This is a genomic window from Rhodococcus sp. Z13_19A (assembly GCF_058133575.1).
Map to the genome: position 1 here is coordinate 771,565 of NZ_JBYUNN010000002.1, position 16,138 is coordinate 787,702.

15 protein-coding genes are annotated in these 16,138 nt (G+C 72.6%); 12 read left to right on the plus strand and 3 right to left on the minus strand.

The window, feature by feature from the left end; translation table 11 throughout:
- Position 1 precedes the first annotated feature (1 nt).
- From ftsZ to ileS, 8 genes are all read left to right on the plus strand, one after another.
- Positions 2-1,249: a cell division protein FtsZ gene (gene ftsZ / locus AC3YNX_RS10365; RefSeq protein ID WP_127782501.1), complete on the plus strand. Its 1,248-nt coding sequence runs from the start codon at positions 2-4 to the stop codon at positions 1,247-1,249.
- A 14-nt stretch (positions 1,250-1,263) separates the two neighbouring features.
- Positions 1,264-1,977, plus strand: a complete 714-nt coding sequence (gene pgeF / locus AC3YNX_RS10370) for a peptidoglycan editing factor PgeF (RefSeq protein WP_489995514.1) — start codon at positions 1,264-1,266, stop codon at positions 1,975-1,977.
- Positions 1,974-2,732 (plus strand): YggS family pyridoxal phosphate-dependent enzyme, encoded by a 759-nt coding sequence (locus AC3YNX_RS10375; protein ID WP_489995404.1) that lies wholly within the window; start codon positions 1,974-1,976, stop codon positions 2,730-2,732. The genes pgeF and AC3YNX_RS10375 overlap by 4 nt, the downstream gene beginning before the upstream one ends.
- Before the next feature lie 88 nt (positions 2,733-2,820).
- Complete coding sequence (locus AC3YNX_RS10380) at positions 2,821-3,423, plus strand: cell division protein SepF (RefSeq protein ID WP_489995405.1); 603 nt, start codon at positions 2,821-2,823, stop codon at positions 3,421-3,423.
- A gap of 79 nt (positions 3,424-3,502) precedes the next feature.
- The gene (locus AC3YNX_RS10385) at positions 3,503-3,793 is read left to right on the plus strand and encodes a YggT family protein (protein ID WP_127782504.1); all 291 of its coding nucleotides are present in this window, start codon (positions 3,503-3,505) and stop codon (positions 3,791-3,793) included.
- 75 nt (positions 3,794-3,868) lie between these two features.
- Positions 3,869-4,894, plus strand: coding sequence for a DivIVA-like cell division protein Wag31 (gene wag31 / locus AC3YNX_RS10390; RefSeq protein WP_489995406.1), 1,026 nt, complete (start codon positions 3,869-3,871; stop codon positions 4,892-4,894).
- Between the two features lie 13 nt (positions 4,895-4,907).
- On the plus strand, positions 4,908-5,723 hold the full coding sequence (locus tag AC3YNX_RS10395; protein WP_489995407.1) for a hypothetical protein: 816 nt from the start codon (positions 4,908-4,910) through the stop codon (positions 5,721-5,723).
- 243 nt (positions 5,724-5,966) lie between these two features.
- Positions 5,967-9,083: an isoleucine--tRNA ligase gene (gene ileS / locus AC3YNX_RS10400; protein WP_489995408.1), complete on the plus strand. Its 3,117-nt coding sequence runs from the start codon at positions 5,967-5,969 to the stop codon at positions 9,081-9,083.
- Between the two features lie 109 nt (positions 9,084-9,192).
- On the opposite strand, the gene AC3YNX_RS10405 is transcribed toward ileS, so the two are convergent.
- Complete coding sequence (locus AC3YNX_RS10405) at positions 9,193-10,116, minus strand: hypothetical protein (protein WP_489995409.1); 924 nt, start codon at positions 10,114-10,116, stop codon at positions 9,193-9,195.
- A gap of 79 nt (positions 10,117-10,195) precedes the next feature.
- Between AC3YNX_RS10405 and AC3YNX_RS10410 the strand changes: the two genes are divergently transcribed.
- The 4 genes from AC3YNX_RS10410 to AC3YNX_RS10425 are packed head-to-tail and all read left to right on the plus strand — an operon-like array spanning position 10,196 to position 14,127.
- Positions 10,196-11,734, plus strand: coding sequence for a potassium/proton antiporter (locus tag AC3YNX_RS10410; protein ID WP_127782509.1), 1,539 nt, complete (start codon positions 10,196-10,198; stop codon positions 11,732-11,734).
- Positions 11,735-11,750: 16 nt separating this feature from the next.
- Positions 11,751-12,482, plus strand: coding sequence for a signal peptidase II (gene lspA, locus AC3YNX_RS10415; protein ID WP_489995410.1), 732 nt, complete (start codon positions 11,751-11,753; stop codon positions 12,480-12,482).
- Positions 12,475-13,404, plus strand: a complete 930-nt coding sequence (locus AC3YNX_RS10420; RefSeq protein WP_489983975.1) for an RluA family pseudouridine synthase — start codon at positions 12,475-12,477, stop codon at positions 13,402-13,404. The genes lspA and AC3YNX_RS10420 overlap by 8 nt, the downstream gene beginning before the upstream one ends.
- Positions 13,405-13,416: 12 nt before the next feature.
- Positions 13,417-14,127: a hypothetical protein gene (locus AC3YNX_RS10425; RefSeq protein ID WP_489995411.1), complete on the plus strand. Its 711-nt coding sequence runs from the start codon at positions 13,417-13,419 to the stop codon at positions 14,125-14,127.
- A gap of 20 nt (positions 14,128-14,147) precedes the next feature.
- Here the strand turns inward: AC3YNX_RS10425 and AC3YNX_RS10430 are convergent, their stop codons facing one another.
- Together AC3YNX_RS10430 and thiM are read right to left on the minus strand one after the other, a co-directional pair.
- Entirely contained in the window at positions 14,148-15,257 is a 1,110-nt protein-coding gene (locus tag AC3YNX_RS10430; protein WP_489995412.1) for an LLM class flavin-dependent oxidoreductase, read from the minus strand.
- 23 nt (positions 15,258-15,280) lie between these two features.
- Entirely contained in the window at positions 15,281-16,117 is an 837-nt protein-coding gene (gene thiM, locus AC3YNX_RS10435; RefSeq protein WP_127782514.1) for a hydroxyethylthiazole kinase, read from the minus strand.
- Positions 16,118-16,138 lie beyond the last annotated feature (21 nt).

The following is a 16,138-nucleotide window of genomic DNA, read 5'->3' on the forward strand; positions in this document are numbered from 1 at the left end:
CATGACGCCTCCGCACAACTACCTCGCCGTAATTAAGGTCGTCGGCATCGGCGGCGGCGGTGTCAACGCGGTCAACCGGATGATCGACGTCGGCCTCAAGGGCGTGGAGTTCATCGCCATCAACACCGACGCCCAGGCGCTGCTGATGAGCGACGCCGACGTCAAGCTCGACGTCGGTCGCGAGCTCACCCGCGGTCTCGGCGCCGGCGCCGACCCGGAGGTCGGCCGTCGCGCCGCCGAGGACCACAAGGACGAGATCGAGGAGGTCCTCAAGGGGGCCGACATGGTCTTCGTGACCGCCGGCGAGGGTGGCGGCACCGGCACCGGTGGTGCTCCCGTGGTCGCCAGCATCGCCCGCAAGCTGGGTGCGCTGACCATCGGTGTGGTCACCCGCCCGTTCTCCTTCGAGGGCAAGCGCCGTGGCGGCCAGGCCGAGGACGGCATCGCCGGCCTGCGCGAGTCCTGCGACACCCTCATCGTCATCCCCAACGACCGGCTGCTGCAGCTCGGCGACGCCGCCGTCAGCCTGATGGACGCGTTCCGCTCCGCCGACGAGGTGCTGCTCAACGGTGTGCAGGGCATCACCGACCTGATCACCACCCCGGGCCTGATCAACGTCGACTTCGCCGACGTCAAGAGCGTCATGTCCGGCGCGGGCAGCGCCCTGATGGGCATCGGCTCCGCCCGCGGGGACGGGCGCGCCGTGCAGGCCGCCCAGACCGCCATCAACTCGCCGCTGCTCGAGGCCTCCATGGAGGGTGCGCACGGCGTGCTGCTGTCCATCGCCGGTGGCTCCGACCTCGGCCTGTTCGAGATCAACGAGGCCGCCACCCTGGTGCAGGAGGCCGCCCACGTCGACGCCAACATCATCTTCGGGACGGTCATCGACGACTCCCTCGGTGACGAGGTCCGGGTGACCGTGATCGCCGCCGGCTTCGACGGGTCCGGCCCGGTGCGCAAGTCGCTGGAGCCCACCGCCGTCGCACCGCGCAACTCCACCGGCAACACCGGCCAGTCCGCGCAGGGCCTGCCGCCCACCCGGGCCAGCGCCTTCGACGCCGGTCGCCAGGAGTACCCGCGCGCGGGTGCCACGGGCGAGGCCGGTCGCGGACCGGTGCAGAACGGTCCCGGCGGCCTTCCGCCGCGCCCGGGCCAGCGTCCGGCCAGCGGCTTCGGCGGTGGCCGCACCGTCCCCGTCGAGGACGACGGCGACGACGAGGTGGACGTTCCTCCCTTCATGCGGCGGTGAGTCCGTCGGCGCCGCTGCGGGTGCGCCGGGTCGTCACCACGCGAGCCGGTGGCAGCTCGGTCGGCCCGTACGCCTCCTTCAACCTCGGTGACCACGTCGGCGACGACCCCGCCGCGGTGGCCGCCAACCGGCACCGGCTGGCCGAGGGCATCGGCCTGGCCGAGGACCGGCTGGTCTGGATGGAGCAGGTGCACGGGCGCACCGTCACCGTCGTGGACGGTCCGCAGGCTCACCCGCTGCCCGCCACCGACGGCGTGGTCACGGCCCAGCGCAACCTCGCGCTGGTGGTGCTCGCCGCCGACTGCACCCCGGTGCTGCTCGCCGACGACACCGCCGGGGTGATCGCGGCGGTGCACGCCGGCCGGGTCGGCGCCCGCATCGACATCGTCGGCGCCACCCTGGCGGCCATGCGCTCGGCGGGTGCGGTGACCGAGCGGATCACCGCGCTGCTGGGCCCGGCCGCCTGCGGGCAGTGCTACGAGGTGCCCGCCCACATGCGCGACGACGTGGAGGCGCACCTGCCGGGCAGCGCCAGCCGAACCCGCGCAGGCACGCCGGGTCTGGACATCCGCGCCGGGCTGCGGCGGTCCCTGCTGGAGCACGGTGTGGCCGGGGTGGCGGTGGACCAGCGGTGCACCATGGAGTCGGCGGAGCTGTTCAGCCACCGCCGCGGCGCCCCCACCGGGCGGCTGGCCGGCGTCATCTGGAGCGAGGACGTGGCGCGGTGACCGATCCGGGAGCGGGGAGCGACCGCGGAGCCGGCCGCGCCGCCGAGATCGCCAGCGCCCTGGCTGCGGTGCGCGGTCGCGTCCGCGACGCCTGCCGTGCTGCCGGACGGGACGAGGCCGCGGTCGAGCTGCTGGCCGTCACCAAGACCTTCCCCGCCACCGACGCCGCCCACCTGGTGGACCTGGGCTGCCGGAGCCTGGGCGAGGCCCGCGAGCAGGAAGCCACCCCCAAGGTGGCTGAGCTGGCCCAGCTGCGGCCGGACGCGCCGGTGCGCTGGCACGTCATCGGCCGGCTGCAGCGCAACAAGACCCGCTCGGTGGCCCGCTGGGCGCACCGGGTGGAGACGGTGGACAGCCCCCGGCTGCTGGCCGCGCTGGACCGCGCCACGGGCAACGCCGCGAGTGCGGGGGAGCGCAGCACGCCGCTGGAGGTGCTGGTGCAGGTGAGCCTGGACGGCGACCCCACCCGCGGTGGCTGCCCCCGCGAGGACCTGCCCGAGCTGGTCGAGCGCGCCGCCACGGCCGAGCACCTGCGGCTGCGGGGCCTGATGGCCGTCGCTCCCCAGGAGGCCGACCCCGACACCGCGTTCGCCACCACGGCCGAGCTCGCCGAGGCCGTCCGGCAGCAGCACCCGTCCGCCGACCAGCTCTCCACCGGCATGTCCCACGACCTGGAGGCGGCTGTGCGTCACGGCTCCACCTGCGTGCGTGTCGGTACGGCCCTGCTGGGCGCGCGGCCGATAATCTCAACCTGATCACGATGCACCTGCACACGACGCACCTGATTCTCGTGCCCGCCCACTACCCCGGGCACACGATCCACCCTCACGGAAGGTCCCTCTCATGAGCTCCCTGCACAAGTTCAAGGCTTACTTCGGCATGGTGCCAAGCGAGGACTACGACGAGGAGGGTTACCCCGACGGCTACGCCGAGCACGACCCCGCGTTCTCCGGCAGCTCGCGCCGGGGCGCCGAGGAGCCGGCCGGCTACGACTCGGCCGCCTACGAGCCCGCGGTGGAGGCACCCCGCTCCCGCCCGCGCCTGGAGCCGCTGAGCGCGCGCCGCCCCAGCGCCGCGGCCACCGGGGCCACCCGCGGTGCACTGGCCATGGACGACCGTGCCGCGAGCGCGCAGCGCAGCGAGTCCCTGGCCGAGGGGGGCAACCCGCTGGCCAAGATCACCACGCTCAACCCCAGCAGCTACAACGAGGCGCGCACCATCGGTGAGCGCTACCGCGAGGGCATCCCGGTGATCATGAACCTCACCGAGATGAGCGACTCCGACGCCAAGCGCCTGGTGGACTTCGCGGCCGGGCTGGCCTTCGCCATGCGCGGCTCCATCGACAAGGTCACCAACAAGGTGTTCCTGCTGTCGCCCTCCAACGTCGACGTCTCCGCCGAGGTGAAGCGTCACATCGTGGAGAACGGCTTCTACAACCACTCCTGATGACGACCAACGCTGCTGACGTCACCGGCCCCGCTCGTGCGGGTGGCTCGGTGACCCCGACATCAGGCACAGTGGGGACGTGGCTGTGCTGACCGTCCTCTACTACCTCCTCTTCACGTTCTGGCTGCTGCTCATCGCCAGGATCGTGGTGGAGGTGATTCGCTCGCTCGCGCGGGACTGGCACCCGCGCGGGGTGGTCGCCGTCGTGCTAGAGGCGGTCTTCACCGTCACCGATCCGCCAGTGCGCTTGCTGCGCAAGGTCATCCCGACGATTCCGCTGGGTGCCGTGCGGCTGGACATATCGATTATGGTTCTGCTGTTCGGCGTGGGCATACTGATGCAGGTAGTGGGCGCGCAGGTTGGCCCGTGAGCCCACGCGCGGCACAGTTCTGGACCTTGCTCCACCCGTGATGGACCGCTGAGGAATGCCTGAGGTGATCGTTCGATGCCGCTGACTCCCGCTGACGTACACAATGTCGCGTTCAGCAAGCCGCCGATTGGCAAGCGTGGCTACAACGAGGACGAGGTCGACGCCTTCCTCGACATGGTCGAGCAGGAGCTCGCCCGGCTGCTGGAGGAGAACAACGACCTCAAGCAGCGGCTGCAGGACGCCGAGCAGGTTCGCAGCCTCGGCGGCTCAGCGAAGAGCGACGGTGCCCAGGCCGGCAACAGCTCCGGCGCGGCTGGTGTGCCCAACGGTGCCGGCGCAGGCAACGGAGTGACCCAGGCCGCCACCGCCACCGCTCCCGTGGTGCCCGCGACGGTCACCCCGGCCCAGGCGCCGGCCAAGGTGGACACCGTCAAGGCGCAGGCCCCCCAGAGCGAGGCGCCCAAGAGCGACGCCCCCAAGAACGACGCCCCCAAGAGCGACGCACCCACGAATGCCGTGGCCACGTCCGCTGCGCCCGCCGGCAACGACCCGTCCGACCACCACCTGCGGGCAGCGAAGATCCTCGGCCTGGCCCAGGAGATGGCCGACCGGCTCACCGCCGAGGCCAAGGCGGAGTCCGACGAGCTGCTCACCGGTGCCCGCGGCAAGTCCGAGCAGATGCTCACCGAGGCCAAGACCCGCTCCGCGCAGCTGCTGGCCGACGCCAAGAGCAAGTCCGAGCAGATGGTGACCGAGGCGCGCACCAAGTCGGAGTCCATGCTCACCGACGCCCGCACCCGCTCCGAGACGATGCAGCGCCAGGCCAAGGAGAAGGCCGACGCGCTGCGCACCGACGCCGAGCGCAAGCACGACGAGATGCTCGGGTCGATCACGGCCAAGCGCGCCAGCCTGGAGAGCAGCATCGAGGAGCTCACCACGTTCGAGCGCGAGTACCGCACCCGGCTGCGCGCCTACATCGAGGGCCAGCTGTCCGAGCTCACGCAGGGCGAGAACACCGAGTCCGGTGGTCGTCGTCGTGGATGGGAGTCCTCGACCGTGCAGGCCGGCGCGAACAGCGCGCGTGCCGTCCAGGACAGCTGAGCTCTGAGCTGACGTGCTGATCCTGGCGCTGGGGAGCGTCCTCGTCGGTTGCATCTTCCTGGTGATCTCCTTCCTGACGGAGAACACCGGGTGGGCCTGGGGCTGCATCGTCGCCTGCGGCGTGGCCGCCATCGTGCTGCTGGTGGACACCGTCCGGCGCAACCGGGCGAGCGTCGAGACCGCGGCGACCGCAGTGGCGGCTGAACAGCCGACCGTCACCCGCACCAGCACTGCCCAGACCAGCACGCCCGCCCAGGCCAGCACGGCGACCGCCCCGGTGGCCGAGCCGTCCGCCGACGACGCTCCCACCACCGCGGTGGCGGCGGTGCCTGCGGAGCACGCGAGCGAGGAGCCGGCGGAGACCAAGGCCGGCTGGCGTGCCCGGCGCACCGCGGCCAAGCAAGAGCGGGCGGCACGCGACGAGGAGGCCCGCGTGGCGGCGGCCGCCCGGGCCAAGCAGGCCCGGGACCGCGCCGCCGTGGAGGCTGAGCAGCGGGAGAAGGACGCCGCCGCAGAGGCCCTGCTGGGCGCGACCGCAGTGCAGCCGGCCGTGACCGCCGCCGACCTGCAGGCCCACGACGACCTGCGCACCGACCGCGAGCCCGACGAGGAGGACGTGGACGCCGCGGACATCCTGGTGGTCGGCAGCCTGCGCGAGGAGGTGCTGGTGATCGACGAGCACCCGCGCTTCCACCTGGGGTCCTGCTCGTGGCTGCGGGACCAGCCCACGCTGGGCCTGCCGGTCGCCGAGGCGATGGAGCTGGGCTTCACCGGCTGCGCCCGCTGCGCTCCCTCCCGGGTGCTCGCCGCCCAGGCCCGCGAGCGCTAGAATCAACCTGGCCCTCACCAGGGCCGCACGCACGTCAGGCGTTGATCCGGCCATCACCGGGGAGCCTCCGGAAGAACAGCCCGCAGCGTGGGCCCAGTAGAACCGGACGGGTAGGCCCGTCACAGCCTGCAACGAGTGGTGTCACCGGGCTTTTCCGGGGCACAAGCGGGGTGGTACCGCGGCAGGAGCGCACAGTGCGCTGGTGTCGTCCCCGTGCCGCGACGGCACGAGGAGCACACACCGGTGACCTACCCCAAGGTGGACCTGGCCGCAGGCGACCGCGAGCCCGGCACGGGCCCCAGCTTTCCGCAGCTCGAGCAGCGGGTGCTGGCAGAGTGGGACGTCGACGACACCTTCCGCGCCTCCATCGCCCAGCGCGACGGTGCCGAGGACTACGTCTTCTACGACGGCCCGCCCTTCGCCAACGGCCTGCCGCACTACGGCCACCTGCTCACCGGCTACGTCAAGGACGTGGTCCCGCGCTACCAGACCATGCGGGGCCGGCGAGTGGACCGCCGCTTCGGCTGGGACTGCCACGGCATGCCCGCCGAGATCCACGTGGAGAAGCAGCTCGGCATCACCCACAAGTCCGAGATCGAGAAGCTGGGCATCGACGTCTTCAACGATGCCTGCCGCACCTCCGTCCTGCAGTACACCGAGGACTGGCGGGCCTACGTCACCCGGCAGGCCCGCTGGGTGGACTTCGACAACGACTACAAGACCCTCGACACCGACTACATGGAGTCGGTGATGTGGGCGTTCAAGTCGCTGTGGGACAAGGGCCTGGTCTATGAGGGCTTCCGGGTGCTGGCCTACTGCTGGCGCTGCGAGACCCCGCTCAGCGCCACCGAGACCAAGATGGACGACGTCTACCGGCAGCGCCAGGACCCCGCCGTCACCGTGGCCATGCCGCTGCACGCCCCGGGCTCGCCGCTCGAGGGGGCCAGCGCCCTGGTGTGGACCACCACGCCGTGGACGCTGCCGTCCAACCTGGCGATGGCGGTCAACCCGGAGATCACCTACGTGCAGGTAGCCGTGGACGGGCAGCGCTACGTGCTGGCCAAGGAGCGCCTGGGCGCCTACGCCCGCGAGCTGGGCGAGGACCCCGAGGTGCTCTCCGAGCACCCCGGCACCGAGCTGCTCGGCCTGGCCTACGAGCCGCCGTTCGGCTTCTTCGCCGGCCAGGACAACGCCCACCGCATCCTGTCCGCGGGCTACGTCACCACCACCGACGGCACCGGCATCGTGCACATCGCCCCGGCCTTCGGCGAGGAGGACAAGGTGGTCACCGACGCCGCCGGTATCACGCCCGTGGTCCCGGTGGACTCCCGCGGCCGCTTCACCGCCGAGGTGCCCCCGTACGAGGGCCTGCAGGTGTTCGAGGCCAACACCCCGATCATCCGCGACCTCAAGGCGGCTGGCCGGCTGCTGCGCCAGGAGACCTACGACCACCCGTACCCGCACTGCTGGCGCTGCGACAGCCCGCTGATCTACAAGGCGGTGTCGTCCTGGTTCGTGGCCGTCACCGAGATCCGCGACCGCATGGTGGAGCTCAACCAGCAGATCAGCTGGACGCCCGAGCACATCCGCGACGGCCAGTTCGGCAAGTGGCTGGAGGGCGCCCGCGACTGGGCCATCAGCCGCAACCGCTACTGGGGCAGCCCCATCCCGGTGTGGGTCTCCGACGATCCCACCTACCCGCGCACCGACGTCTACGGCTCCCTGGACGAGCTGGAGCGCGACTTCGGCGTGCGCCCGGCCGACCTGCACCGCCCGCACATCGACCAGCTCACCCGGCCCAACCCCGACGACCCCACGGGCCGCTCGACGATGCGCCGGGTGCCGGAGGTGCTGGACTGCTGGTTCGAGTCCGGCTCCATGCCCTTCGCCCAGGTGCACTACCCGTTCGACAACCGCGAGTGGTTCGAGAGCCACTACCCGGGCGACTTCATCGTGGAGTACAGCGGCCAGACCCGCGGCTGGTTCTACACGCTGCACGTGCTGGCCACCGCGCTCTTCGACCGGCCGGCCTTCCGCGCCGTGCTCGCCCACGGCATCGTGCTGGGCGACGACGGCGCCAAGATGAGCAAGTCCAAGAGCAACTACCCCGACGTCCGGGAGGTGTTCGACCGGGACGGCTCCGACGCCATGCGGTGGTTCCTGATGGCCTCCCCGGTGCTGCGCGGCGGCAACCTGGTGGTCACCGAGCAGGGCATCCGCGAGGGGGTGCGCCAGGCGCTGCTGCCGCTGTGGAACGCCTGGAGCTTCCTGCAGCTGTACGCGGAGAAGCCGGGCACCTGGCGGACCACCTCCCCGCACGTGCTGGACCGCTACGTGCTGGCCAAGCTGGCGGCCTGCCGCACCGAGATGACCGCGGCGCTGGACGCCAACGACATCGCCGGTGCCTGCGAGGAGCTGCGCGGCTTCTGCGACGCGCTCACCAACTGGTACGTGCGCCGCTCCCGACCGCGGTTCTGGGCCGGTGACACCGACGCGGTGGACACCCTGCACACGGTGCTGGAGGTGGTCTGCCGCCTCGCGGCGCCGCTGCTGCCGCTGATGACCGAGGTGATCTGGCGCGGCCTCACCGGCGAGCGCTCGGTGCACCTCACCGACTGGCCCACCGAGACCGAGCTGCCCGCCGACCCCGACCTGGTGGCGGCCATGGACGAGGTCCGCGCGGTGTGCTCCACGGTGCTCAGCCTGCGCAAGGCCAACAAGCTGCGGGTGCGCCTGCCGCTGCCCTCGGTGACCGTGGCGGCCAAGGACTCGGCCCGGCTGGCGCCGTACACCGACCTGGTGGCCGAGGAGGTCAACGTCAAGGACGTGCAGCTGAGCAGCGACGTGGAGCAGCACGGCCGCTTCGAGCTGGTGGTCAACGCCCGCGCGGCCGGCCCGCGCATCGGCAAGCAGGTGCAGCAGGTCATCAAGGCGGTGAAGGCCGGTGACTGGACCCAGCGCGCCGACGGGACCGTGCTTGCCGGTGGCGTGGAGCTGCTGCCGGGGGAGTACACCGACCGGCTGGTGGCCGTGGAGCCCAGCTCGACCGCGGCGCTGCCCGGCGGGGAGGGGCTGGTGGTGCTGGACACCAACGTCACCGAGGAGCTGGAGGCCGAGGGCTGGGCCAAGGACCGGGTGCGCGAGCTGCAGGAGGCCCGCCGGTCCGCCGACTTCGCCGTCTCCGACCGCATTCGGCTGCAGCTGGCGGTGCCGGCCGGCCGGCGCGAGTGGGCGCAGCGCCACCGCGACCTGATCACGGCCGAGGTGCTGGCCGTGGAGCTGGAGCTGGTGGACGAGCTGGCCGAGGGCGTGGACCTCGGTGACGGGGTGCGGGCCCGGCTGGAGCTGGCGGCCCGGTAGCGGGCGGGCCTGGTCGGTGCGGCGCCAGCTGCGCCGACCAGGCCACCCCCCGGCGCGGTCGTGCCCCAGATCACCTCGCCTGCGGCGGCGGTCGTCGCCGAGCTGCAGGTCAGCTCTGCCAGCTCACGCTGCTGTCCACCCGCTGGCCGAGCTTGAGGTTGTCGGTGGCCCGGGTGAACACCTGGTCACCGGCGAGCCGCATCGTGCCGGCCGTGGGCAGCGGCTTGGCCAGGTCCATCGTCAGCGAGCCGGTGCCGCCCACCTGGTAGGAGGTGATGTCCAGGGTGCCCTGCCCGTCGGGCAGCTGCCACGCCGGTGACGTCGGCACCTGGGCGAGCTCCACCCCGAGGGTGAGCACCGAGCCGTTCACCTGCTGCAGGGCGAACGTGGTGTCCTGGCGCAGCAGCAGACCCAGGCTGTTGACCTGCAGGCTCACCGTCCACACCGCGCCCGGCCCCACCGGCGTGGTGGGCAGCACCGGCATGAACTGGGTGAGCTGGCGCAGGGCCTGCTCCAGGGCCGAGCGCCCCGCGTCGTCCAGCTCCGCCGGTGGGTCGAGCACCAGCTGCTTCGGCGCGTTGTCGGTGCCCACCTCCAGCTTGGAGGTGCTGCCCGCGGCCTTGGCCAGCGTGCTGGCCAGGGTGGCGTCGGGGGAGGTGGGGGTGCCGTTGCGCAGCAGCAGCGTGTGGGTGGCGTCGGCCGGGCCCTGCTGGCTGACCTCCAGGGGGAGGGTGACGTCGGGGACGGTCTGGTCCAGCGGCTCGCTGTCACCCACGGTCTGCACCACCGACGAGGTGGCGGTCATGGACACCTGCTGGCGGGTCTGGTCGGTGGTGCGGGTGGTGAGGGTGGTGCGCGGCTCGGCGCCCGGGTTGCGCACCGTCACCGACACCCCGGGCACCGGGACGGCTACCTCGCTGGTGGCCGGCGCCGCGCTGCTGCTGGGCGCGGGCGGGCTGGACGAGGAGGAGCAGGCCGTCAGCAGGCTCAGGCAGGCGAGGACGGCGACGAGGGCCGTGCGGGGAGTGCTCACCCGACCCACGGTAGTGACCGTCGCTGCCGGGTCGGGCAGTGCACCGCGGTACGCCGTGTCGGCACCTCAATTTGGACGAATGACCGCTGCGGCAGGGATAATAACGACAAATTGTGTGATCCCCGAACCGGAGGGCGGTATCCGCGTGCACCTGGAGTACCTCCTCGGCGCAGGTGCACTGGTGCTGCTGGTGGGAATCCTCGGGGTGCAGGCGTCCTCCCGGGTGGGCATGCCCGCGCTGCTGCTGTTCCTGGGCATCGGTCTGTTGATCGGCACCGACGGGCTCGGCGTGGAGTTCTCCAACGCGGTGCTCACCGAGGAGCTCGGCATCGCGGCCCTGGTGCTGATCCTCACCGAGGGCGGGCTGAGCACGCGGTGGAAGTCGGTGCGCCCCAACCTCGGCCTCGGGGTGTCGCTGTCCACCGTGGCCGTGGCGGTGAGCATCGGCGTGGTGGGTGTGGCAGTGCACTACCTGCTGGGCCTGGACTGGCGGATCGCCCTGCTGTGGGGTGCGGTGCTGTCCTCCACCGACGCGGCCGCAGTGTTCAGCGTGCTGCGCAACCTGGCCGTGCGCCGACGGCTGGTGGGTGCCCTGGAGCTGGAGTCCGGGCTCAACGACGCGCCCGTGGTCATCGCGGTGTCGCTGCTGGCCAGCACCCAGACCATTCCCTGGTACTTCCCGCTGACGGTGGTCTTCGAGCTGGCGGGCGGTGCGGCGGTGGGGGCCGCGCTGGGCTTCGCCGCTGCCTGGGTGCTGCGCCGCATCGCGCTGCCCTCCACCGGCCTCTACCCGCTCGCCGCCATCGCCTTCTGCGTGCTCAGCTTCGCGGCCGGGCAGACCGCCCACACGTCGGGGCTGCTGGCTGCCTACGTCTGCGCGCTGGTGCTGGGCAACACCAACCTGCCCCACCGTGGTGCCACCCGCTCCTTCGCCGAGGGCACCGGCTGGCTGGCCCAGATCGGCGTGTTCGTGCTGCTCGGCCTCTACGTCGACCCCAGCCGGCTGCCCAGCGCCGTCGGCGACGCGCTGCTCATCGGCCTGGTGCTGCTGGTGCTGGCCCGGCCGCTGTCGGTGCTGGCCGCGGCCTGGCCGCTGCGGGTGCCGTGGCGAGAACAGGGCTTCCTGGCCTTCGCCGGGCTGCGCGGGGCGGTGCCGATCGTGCTGGCCACCATCCCGCTGGTCAACGGGGTGCCCGGGGCCGAGCGGCTGGTGGACGTGGTGTTCGTGCTGGTGGTGGTGTTCACCCTGGTGCAGGGTTGGTCGCTGCCCTGGGTGGCCAAGTGGCTCAAGGTGACCGTCACCGGCGAGCTGCAGGAGATCTCCATCGACGCCGCGCCCCTGGAGGCCATGGGTGCGGACCTGATGCAGGTGCAGATCCCGCCCGGGTCCAAGCTGCACGGGGTGTACCTGGGCGAGCTGCGGCTGCCCAAGGGCTCCTCGGTGAGCCTCATCGTGCGCGACGGGGAGGCGTTCACCCCCGAGCCGGGCACCCGGCTGCGCCGCGGTGACCAGGTGCTGGTGGTGGCCACGTCGGACGTGCGGGAGGCCACCGAGCAGCGCATCCGCGCCGTCGACGCAGGTGGACGCCTGGCCCGCTGGCGGGGTGTGACCGGGTAGTGCGCGGGCATCGGGGATGATGGGCGCTGTGAGCGCGAAGGAAAGTCCCCCGGCCGTGGACGAGAAGTCTGCCGAGCCGCCGGTGGCGGCGGGCCGCAAGCGCATCGGCCTGCTGGTGACGGTGGCGGCGCTGATCGTGCTCGGCGACCTGGCCTCCAAGATCGCGGTGGTGGCCAACGTGGAGCCGGGCCGGCCGGTGCGGCTGCTCGGCGGGTCGGTGTACCTGGTGCTGGTCCGCAACCCCGGTGCGGCGTTCTCCCTGGCCACGGGCATGACCTGGCTGCTCACCATCGTGGCCGCGATCGTGGTGGTGGTCATCATCCGGATGGCGCGCCGGCTGCGCTCGACAGGCTGGGCCTGGGGGCTGGGGCTGATCCTCGGCGGCGCGCTGGGCAACCTGATCGACCGCCTGTTCCGGGCGCCGGGGGTGCTGCAGGGCCACGTGGTGGACTTCGTGTCGGTGTTCTCCGACCGAGGGGAGTACTGGCCGGTGTTCAACCTGGCCGACTCCTGCATCGTCGTCGGTGGTGCCCTGCTGGTGCTGATGGCGGTGCTGGGCCGCGAGCCCGACGGGACCCGCGTCAGCGACAGCAAGGCCAGTGACACCCAGGCCAGTGACACCAAGGCCGGCGACACCCAGGCCAGTGACACCAAGCCCAGCGAGACCGAGCCCAGCGAGACCAGCTCTGGCGACACGACGACCGATATCGATCCTGACACCGACGAGAATGGCTCCACCCGTGGCTGAGACCCGCTCCATGCCTGTGCCCGACGGCCTGGACGGGTTGCGTGTGGACGCCGGCCTGGCCCGGCTGCTCGGCTTCTCCCGCACCACCGTGGCCACCCTGACCGCCGCCGGCGCCGTGACCTTGGACGGCAGCCCCGCGGGCAAGTCCGACCGGCTGGTCTCCGGCTCCTGGCTGGAGGTGACCCTGCCCGAGCCCGAGCGGGAGCCGATCCCGCACGCCGAGCCGGTGGACGGGCTCACCGTGCTGCACTCCGACGACGACATCATCGTGGTGGACAAGCCGGTGGGCGTGGCCGCGCACCCCAGCCCCGGCTGGACCGGCCCCACCGTGATCAGCGGGCTGGTGGCCGCCGGCTACCGCATCGCCACCTCCGGTGCGGCCGAGCGGCAGGGCATCGTGCACCGCCTGGACGTGGGCACCTCCGGCGTCATGGTGGTGGCCGCCTCCGAGCACGCCTACACGGTGCTCAAGCGGGCGTTCAAGGAGCGCACCGTGGACAAGCGCTACCACGCGGTGGTGCAGGGCCACCCCGACCCGAGCAGCGGCACCATCGACGCGCCCATCGGCCGCCACCCCAAGCACGACTGGCGCTTCGCGGTGATCGCCGACGGCAAGGAGAGCGTCACCCACTACGACACCGTCGAGGCGTTCCCGTCCGCGAGCCTGCTGGACGTGCACCTGGAGACCGGGCGCACCCACCAGATCCGGGTGCACTTCGCCTCGCTGCGCCACCCCTGCTGCGGCGACATCACCTACGGCGCTGACCCCACCCTCTCCGCTCGCCTGGGCCTCACCCGGCAGTGGCTGCACGCGCACTCGCTGGGCTTCGCCCACCCGGTGGACGGCCACTGGGTGCAGGTGACCAGCGAGTACCCCGACGACCTGCAGCACGCCCTGGACCTGCTGCGCGCCAGCGCCTGAGGCCGGTTGGTCATGACCTCGCAGCAGTCGGGCCGGCGGCAGCAGTGGGACGCGCTGCGCCCCCTGGCCGGCTGGGCCGCAGCCGTGGTGGTGCTGCTGGTGGTGGTGCTGGTGCTCGGCGCCAGCAGCGACGTCCGCCGCGCCGGCACCTCCGGGGTGGGGCTGGGCCCGGCCAGCGGGGAGCCGGTCGGCGAGTACCTCCTCCGCGCGGAGAGCTCCCTGGCCGGTGCCGGGGAGGCTGACCAGGCGCGCTGGGGACTGGTGTCGCTGCGGGCCGAGCTGACCACCGCCGAGGCCGCCGCCCTGCCCGGCGACGCCCGGCTGGCGCAAGCCATCTTCCGGGTGCCGGTGGAGCGCGTGCAGACCCCGCAGGTCACCGTGAGCGTGGTGGACCAGCGCGACCGTGCGCAGGAGCTGCGGGCGCTGCAGAACGTGGCGGCCAGCGAGCTGGACACCCTGGCCCGCGACGAGACCGGACGCGAGCAGGCGGTGGACCAGCTCTCCGCGGCGCGGCTGCGCTCGGGCTGCGCGTGCGTGCTGTCGCTGCTGCTGCGCGGCACCGCCGACCAGCTGCGCGCAGTGGCCCAGCAGCCGGCGGTGCGGGCGGTGGAGATGACCGATGCCGACGTGACCGTGCAGCGCGTGTCGGTGCGGGCGCTGCTGCCCGAGCAGACCGAGGTGGCCGAGCCGGGCCCCGACGACGGGGACGTCCCCGCACCCTGAACGCCGGGGCGAGAGCCGGCTCAGTCGATGGCGGCGAAGCGCGGCAGCAGGTGCTCGGCCACGTTGCGGGCCTCGTCGATCAGCGGCCAGCCGGCCAGGATCAGCGACGTCAGCCCGGTGCGCCGGCGCAGCGTGGTCACCGAGTCGGTGATCTCGTCCGGGGTGCCCACGTAGTACACCGCCGAGGAGCCGGTGCCGAAGATGTCCAGCGGTGACCACGCGGTGATGCCGGCGTGCAGGCCGTCGCCCAGGTACAGGTCGTCGGGCTCGGGCAGCTTGCCCGCCACGATGGTGTCCACCCAGCCCTGCCGCTGCGGGTCCGGTGCGGTGAAGGTGCGCAGGTCCTGCGCGCCGTGGGTGCGTCGGCGCACCGCCTTGTCCAGCACGTCGGTCACCTGGTCGATGCCGGCCTTCTCGAACAGGTGGCGGAACCGGGCCAGCGCCTCGTCGCGGCTGGGCCGCACGATCACCCCGGACAGGGCCCCGAAGTCGCGGAACTGCCGCCCCTCCTCGGCCGCGGCGGCGCGGGCCGCGGTGAACTTGGACTCGATGAACGACGTCTCCCGCAGCATCGTCAGGTAGGAGTCCAGCACCCGGCCGGAGTTCTGCAGACCGGCGGGGGAGTCCCCGGCACCCCACAGCTCGATGCCCTCGGCCTGGGTGGGGTGCAGGCTCAGCGGGGTGTTGGGGAAGTTGGAGTGCGACCCCTCGGCGTAGTACCGGCGGAAGTCGGCCCAGTACTGCTCGCCCAGGCGGTAGCGGTCGTCGTGGGCGACGTCCATCGCGTACTTGGTGAGGATGTTCTCCCGGCCGTTCACCGAGTTGATCATCAGCCGGCCACCGCTGAAGGTGTCGAAGGCCAGCGCCTTCTCGGCCAGCAGCCGCGCGGGGATCATGTTGGCGTAGACCGCCACCAGGAAGCGCATCCGGGTGGTGTGGGCGGCGGCGAAGCTGGCGGAGACGAACGGGTCGTTGGGCCAGGTGGCCACCAGGGCGCCGTGGAAGCCGCCGTCGTCGATGGTGCGCGCCAGGGTGAGGTAGCGCTGCAGCTCCACCGGGTAGAGCCCGCCGGGGCTCCACGGCAGGTCGCCGTCGGCGGGGGTGAGGTACCAGAGGGTCTTGATGCTCATGTGCCGTCTTCCGGGGTGGAGGGTCAGAGGGAGAGGGCCTCGACGCGGGCGTGGGTGCGCAGGTCGTCCGGACCCACGCTGTCCAGCGCGTCGAGGTAGGCCACGGCGAACGAGCCGGGCCCGGACGCGGTGGCCGCGGCCCGCTCGGCGGCCACCGCGACGTGGGCGTGCGCGGTCACCAGCCCGACCAGCGGGGTGGGCGCGGCGGCGAGGTAGGCGGCGGCCAGCCCGCCGAGGGAGCAGCCGGTGGCGGTGACCTTGGTGAGCAGGGCGCTGCCGCCCAGCACCCGCACGCCGGCCAGCTCGCCGGCGGCGGTGCGGCCCACCACGTAGTCCACCGGGCCCGAGGCCGACACCGCCGCGGCGTGCTCCAGCAGGGCCACCGCGGCGGGCACGGCGGAACCGGAGTCGGAGCCGCTGTCCACGCCGCGGGTGGAGCTGCCCAGCCCGGCGAGGGCGGTGATCTCCGAGCCGTTGCCGCGGATGGCGGTAGGGCCCTGGCGCAGCAGCCCGGCCGCCAGCTCGGTGCGCCACGGCAGTCCGCCCACGCCCACCGGGTCCAGGACCCAGGGAGTGCCCGCCACACGGGCGGCCTCGGCGGCCAGGGTGAACGCGGCGGCGGTGCCGTCGTCCGGGGTGCCCAGGTTGACCAGCACCGCGCTGGCCACCTGCGCGAACCCGGCTGCCTCGTGCACGTTGTCGATGTGGGCGTTGCTCGCGCCGGCGGCCAGCAGCACGTTGGTGACGATGTTGGCCGAGACGACGTTGGTCAGGGACTGCACCAGGGGAGTGGTGGCGCGCAGGTTCTCCAGCGCGGCGGCCAGGTCGTCGGCGGTGACGGCGACAGGGGTGGCGGACATCGAGTTCCTCACGGGTCGGGG

Coding starts and splice junctions, on each gene's coding strand:
- thiM (WP_127782514.1), bottom strand. CDS start 16,117: ATGTCCGCCACCCCTGTCGCCGTCACCGCCGACGACCTGGCCGCCGCG.
- AC3YNX_RS10380 (WP_489995405.1), top strand. CDS start 2,821: ATGAGCTCCCTGCACAAGTTCAAGGCTTACTTCGGCATGGTGCCAAGC.
- ftsZ (WP_127782501.1), top strand. CDS start 2: ATGACGCCTCCGCACAACTACCTCGCCGTAATTAAGGTCGTCGGCATC.
- AC3YNX_RS10430 (WP_489995412.1), bottom strand. CDS start 15,257: ATGAGCATCAAGACCCTCTGGTACCTCACCCCCGCCGACGGCGACCTG.
- AC3YNX_RS10410 (WP_127782509.1), top strand. CDS start 10,196: ATGACCGCTGCGGCAGGGATAATAACGACAAATTGTGTGATCCCCGAA.
- AC3YNX_RS10425 (WP_489995411.1), top strand. CDS start 13,417: ATGACCTCGCAGCAGTCGGGCCGGCGGCAGCAGTGGGACGCGCTGCGC.
- wag31 (WP_489995406.1), top strand. CDS start 3,869: ATGCCGCTGACTCCCGCTGACGTACACAATGTCGCGTTCAGCAAGCCG.
- lspA (WP_489995410.1), top strand. CDS start 11,751: ATGATGGGCGCTGTGAGCGCGAAGGAAAGTCCCCCGGCCGTGGACGAG.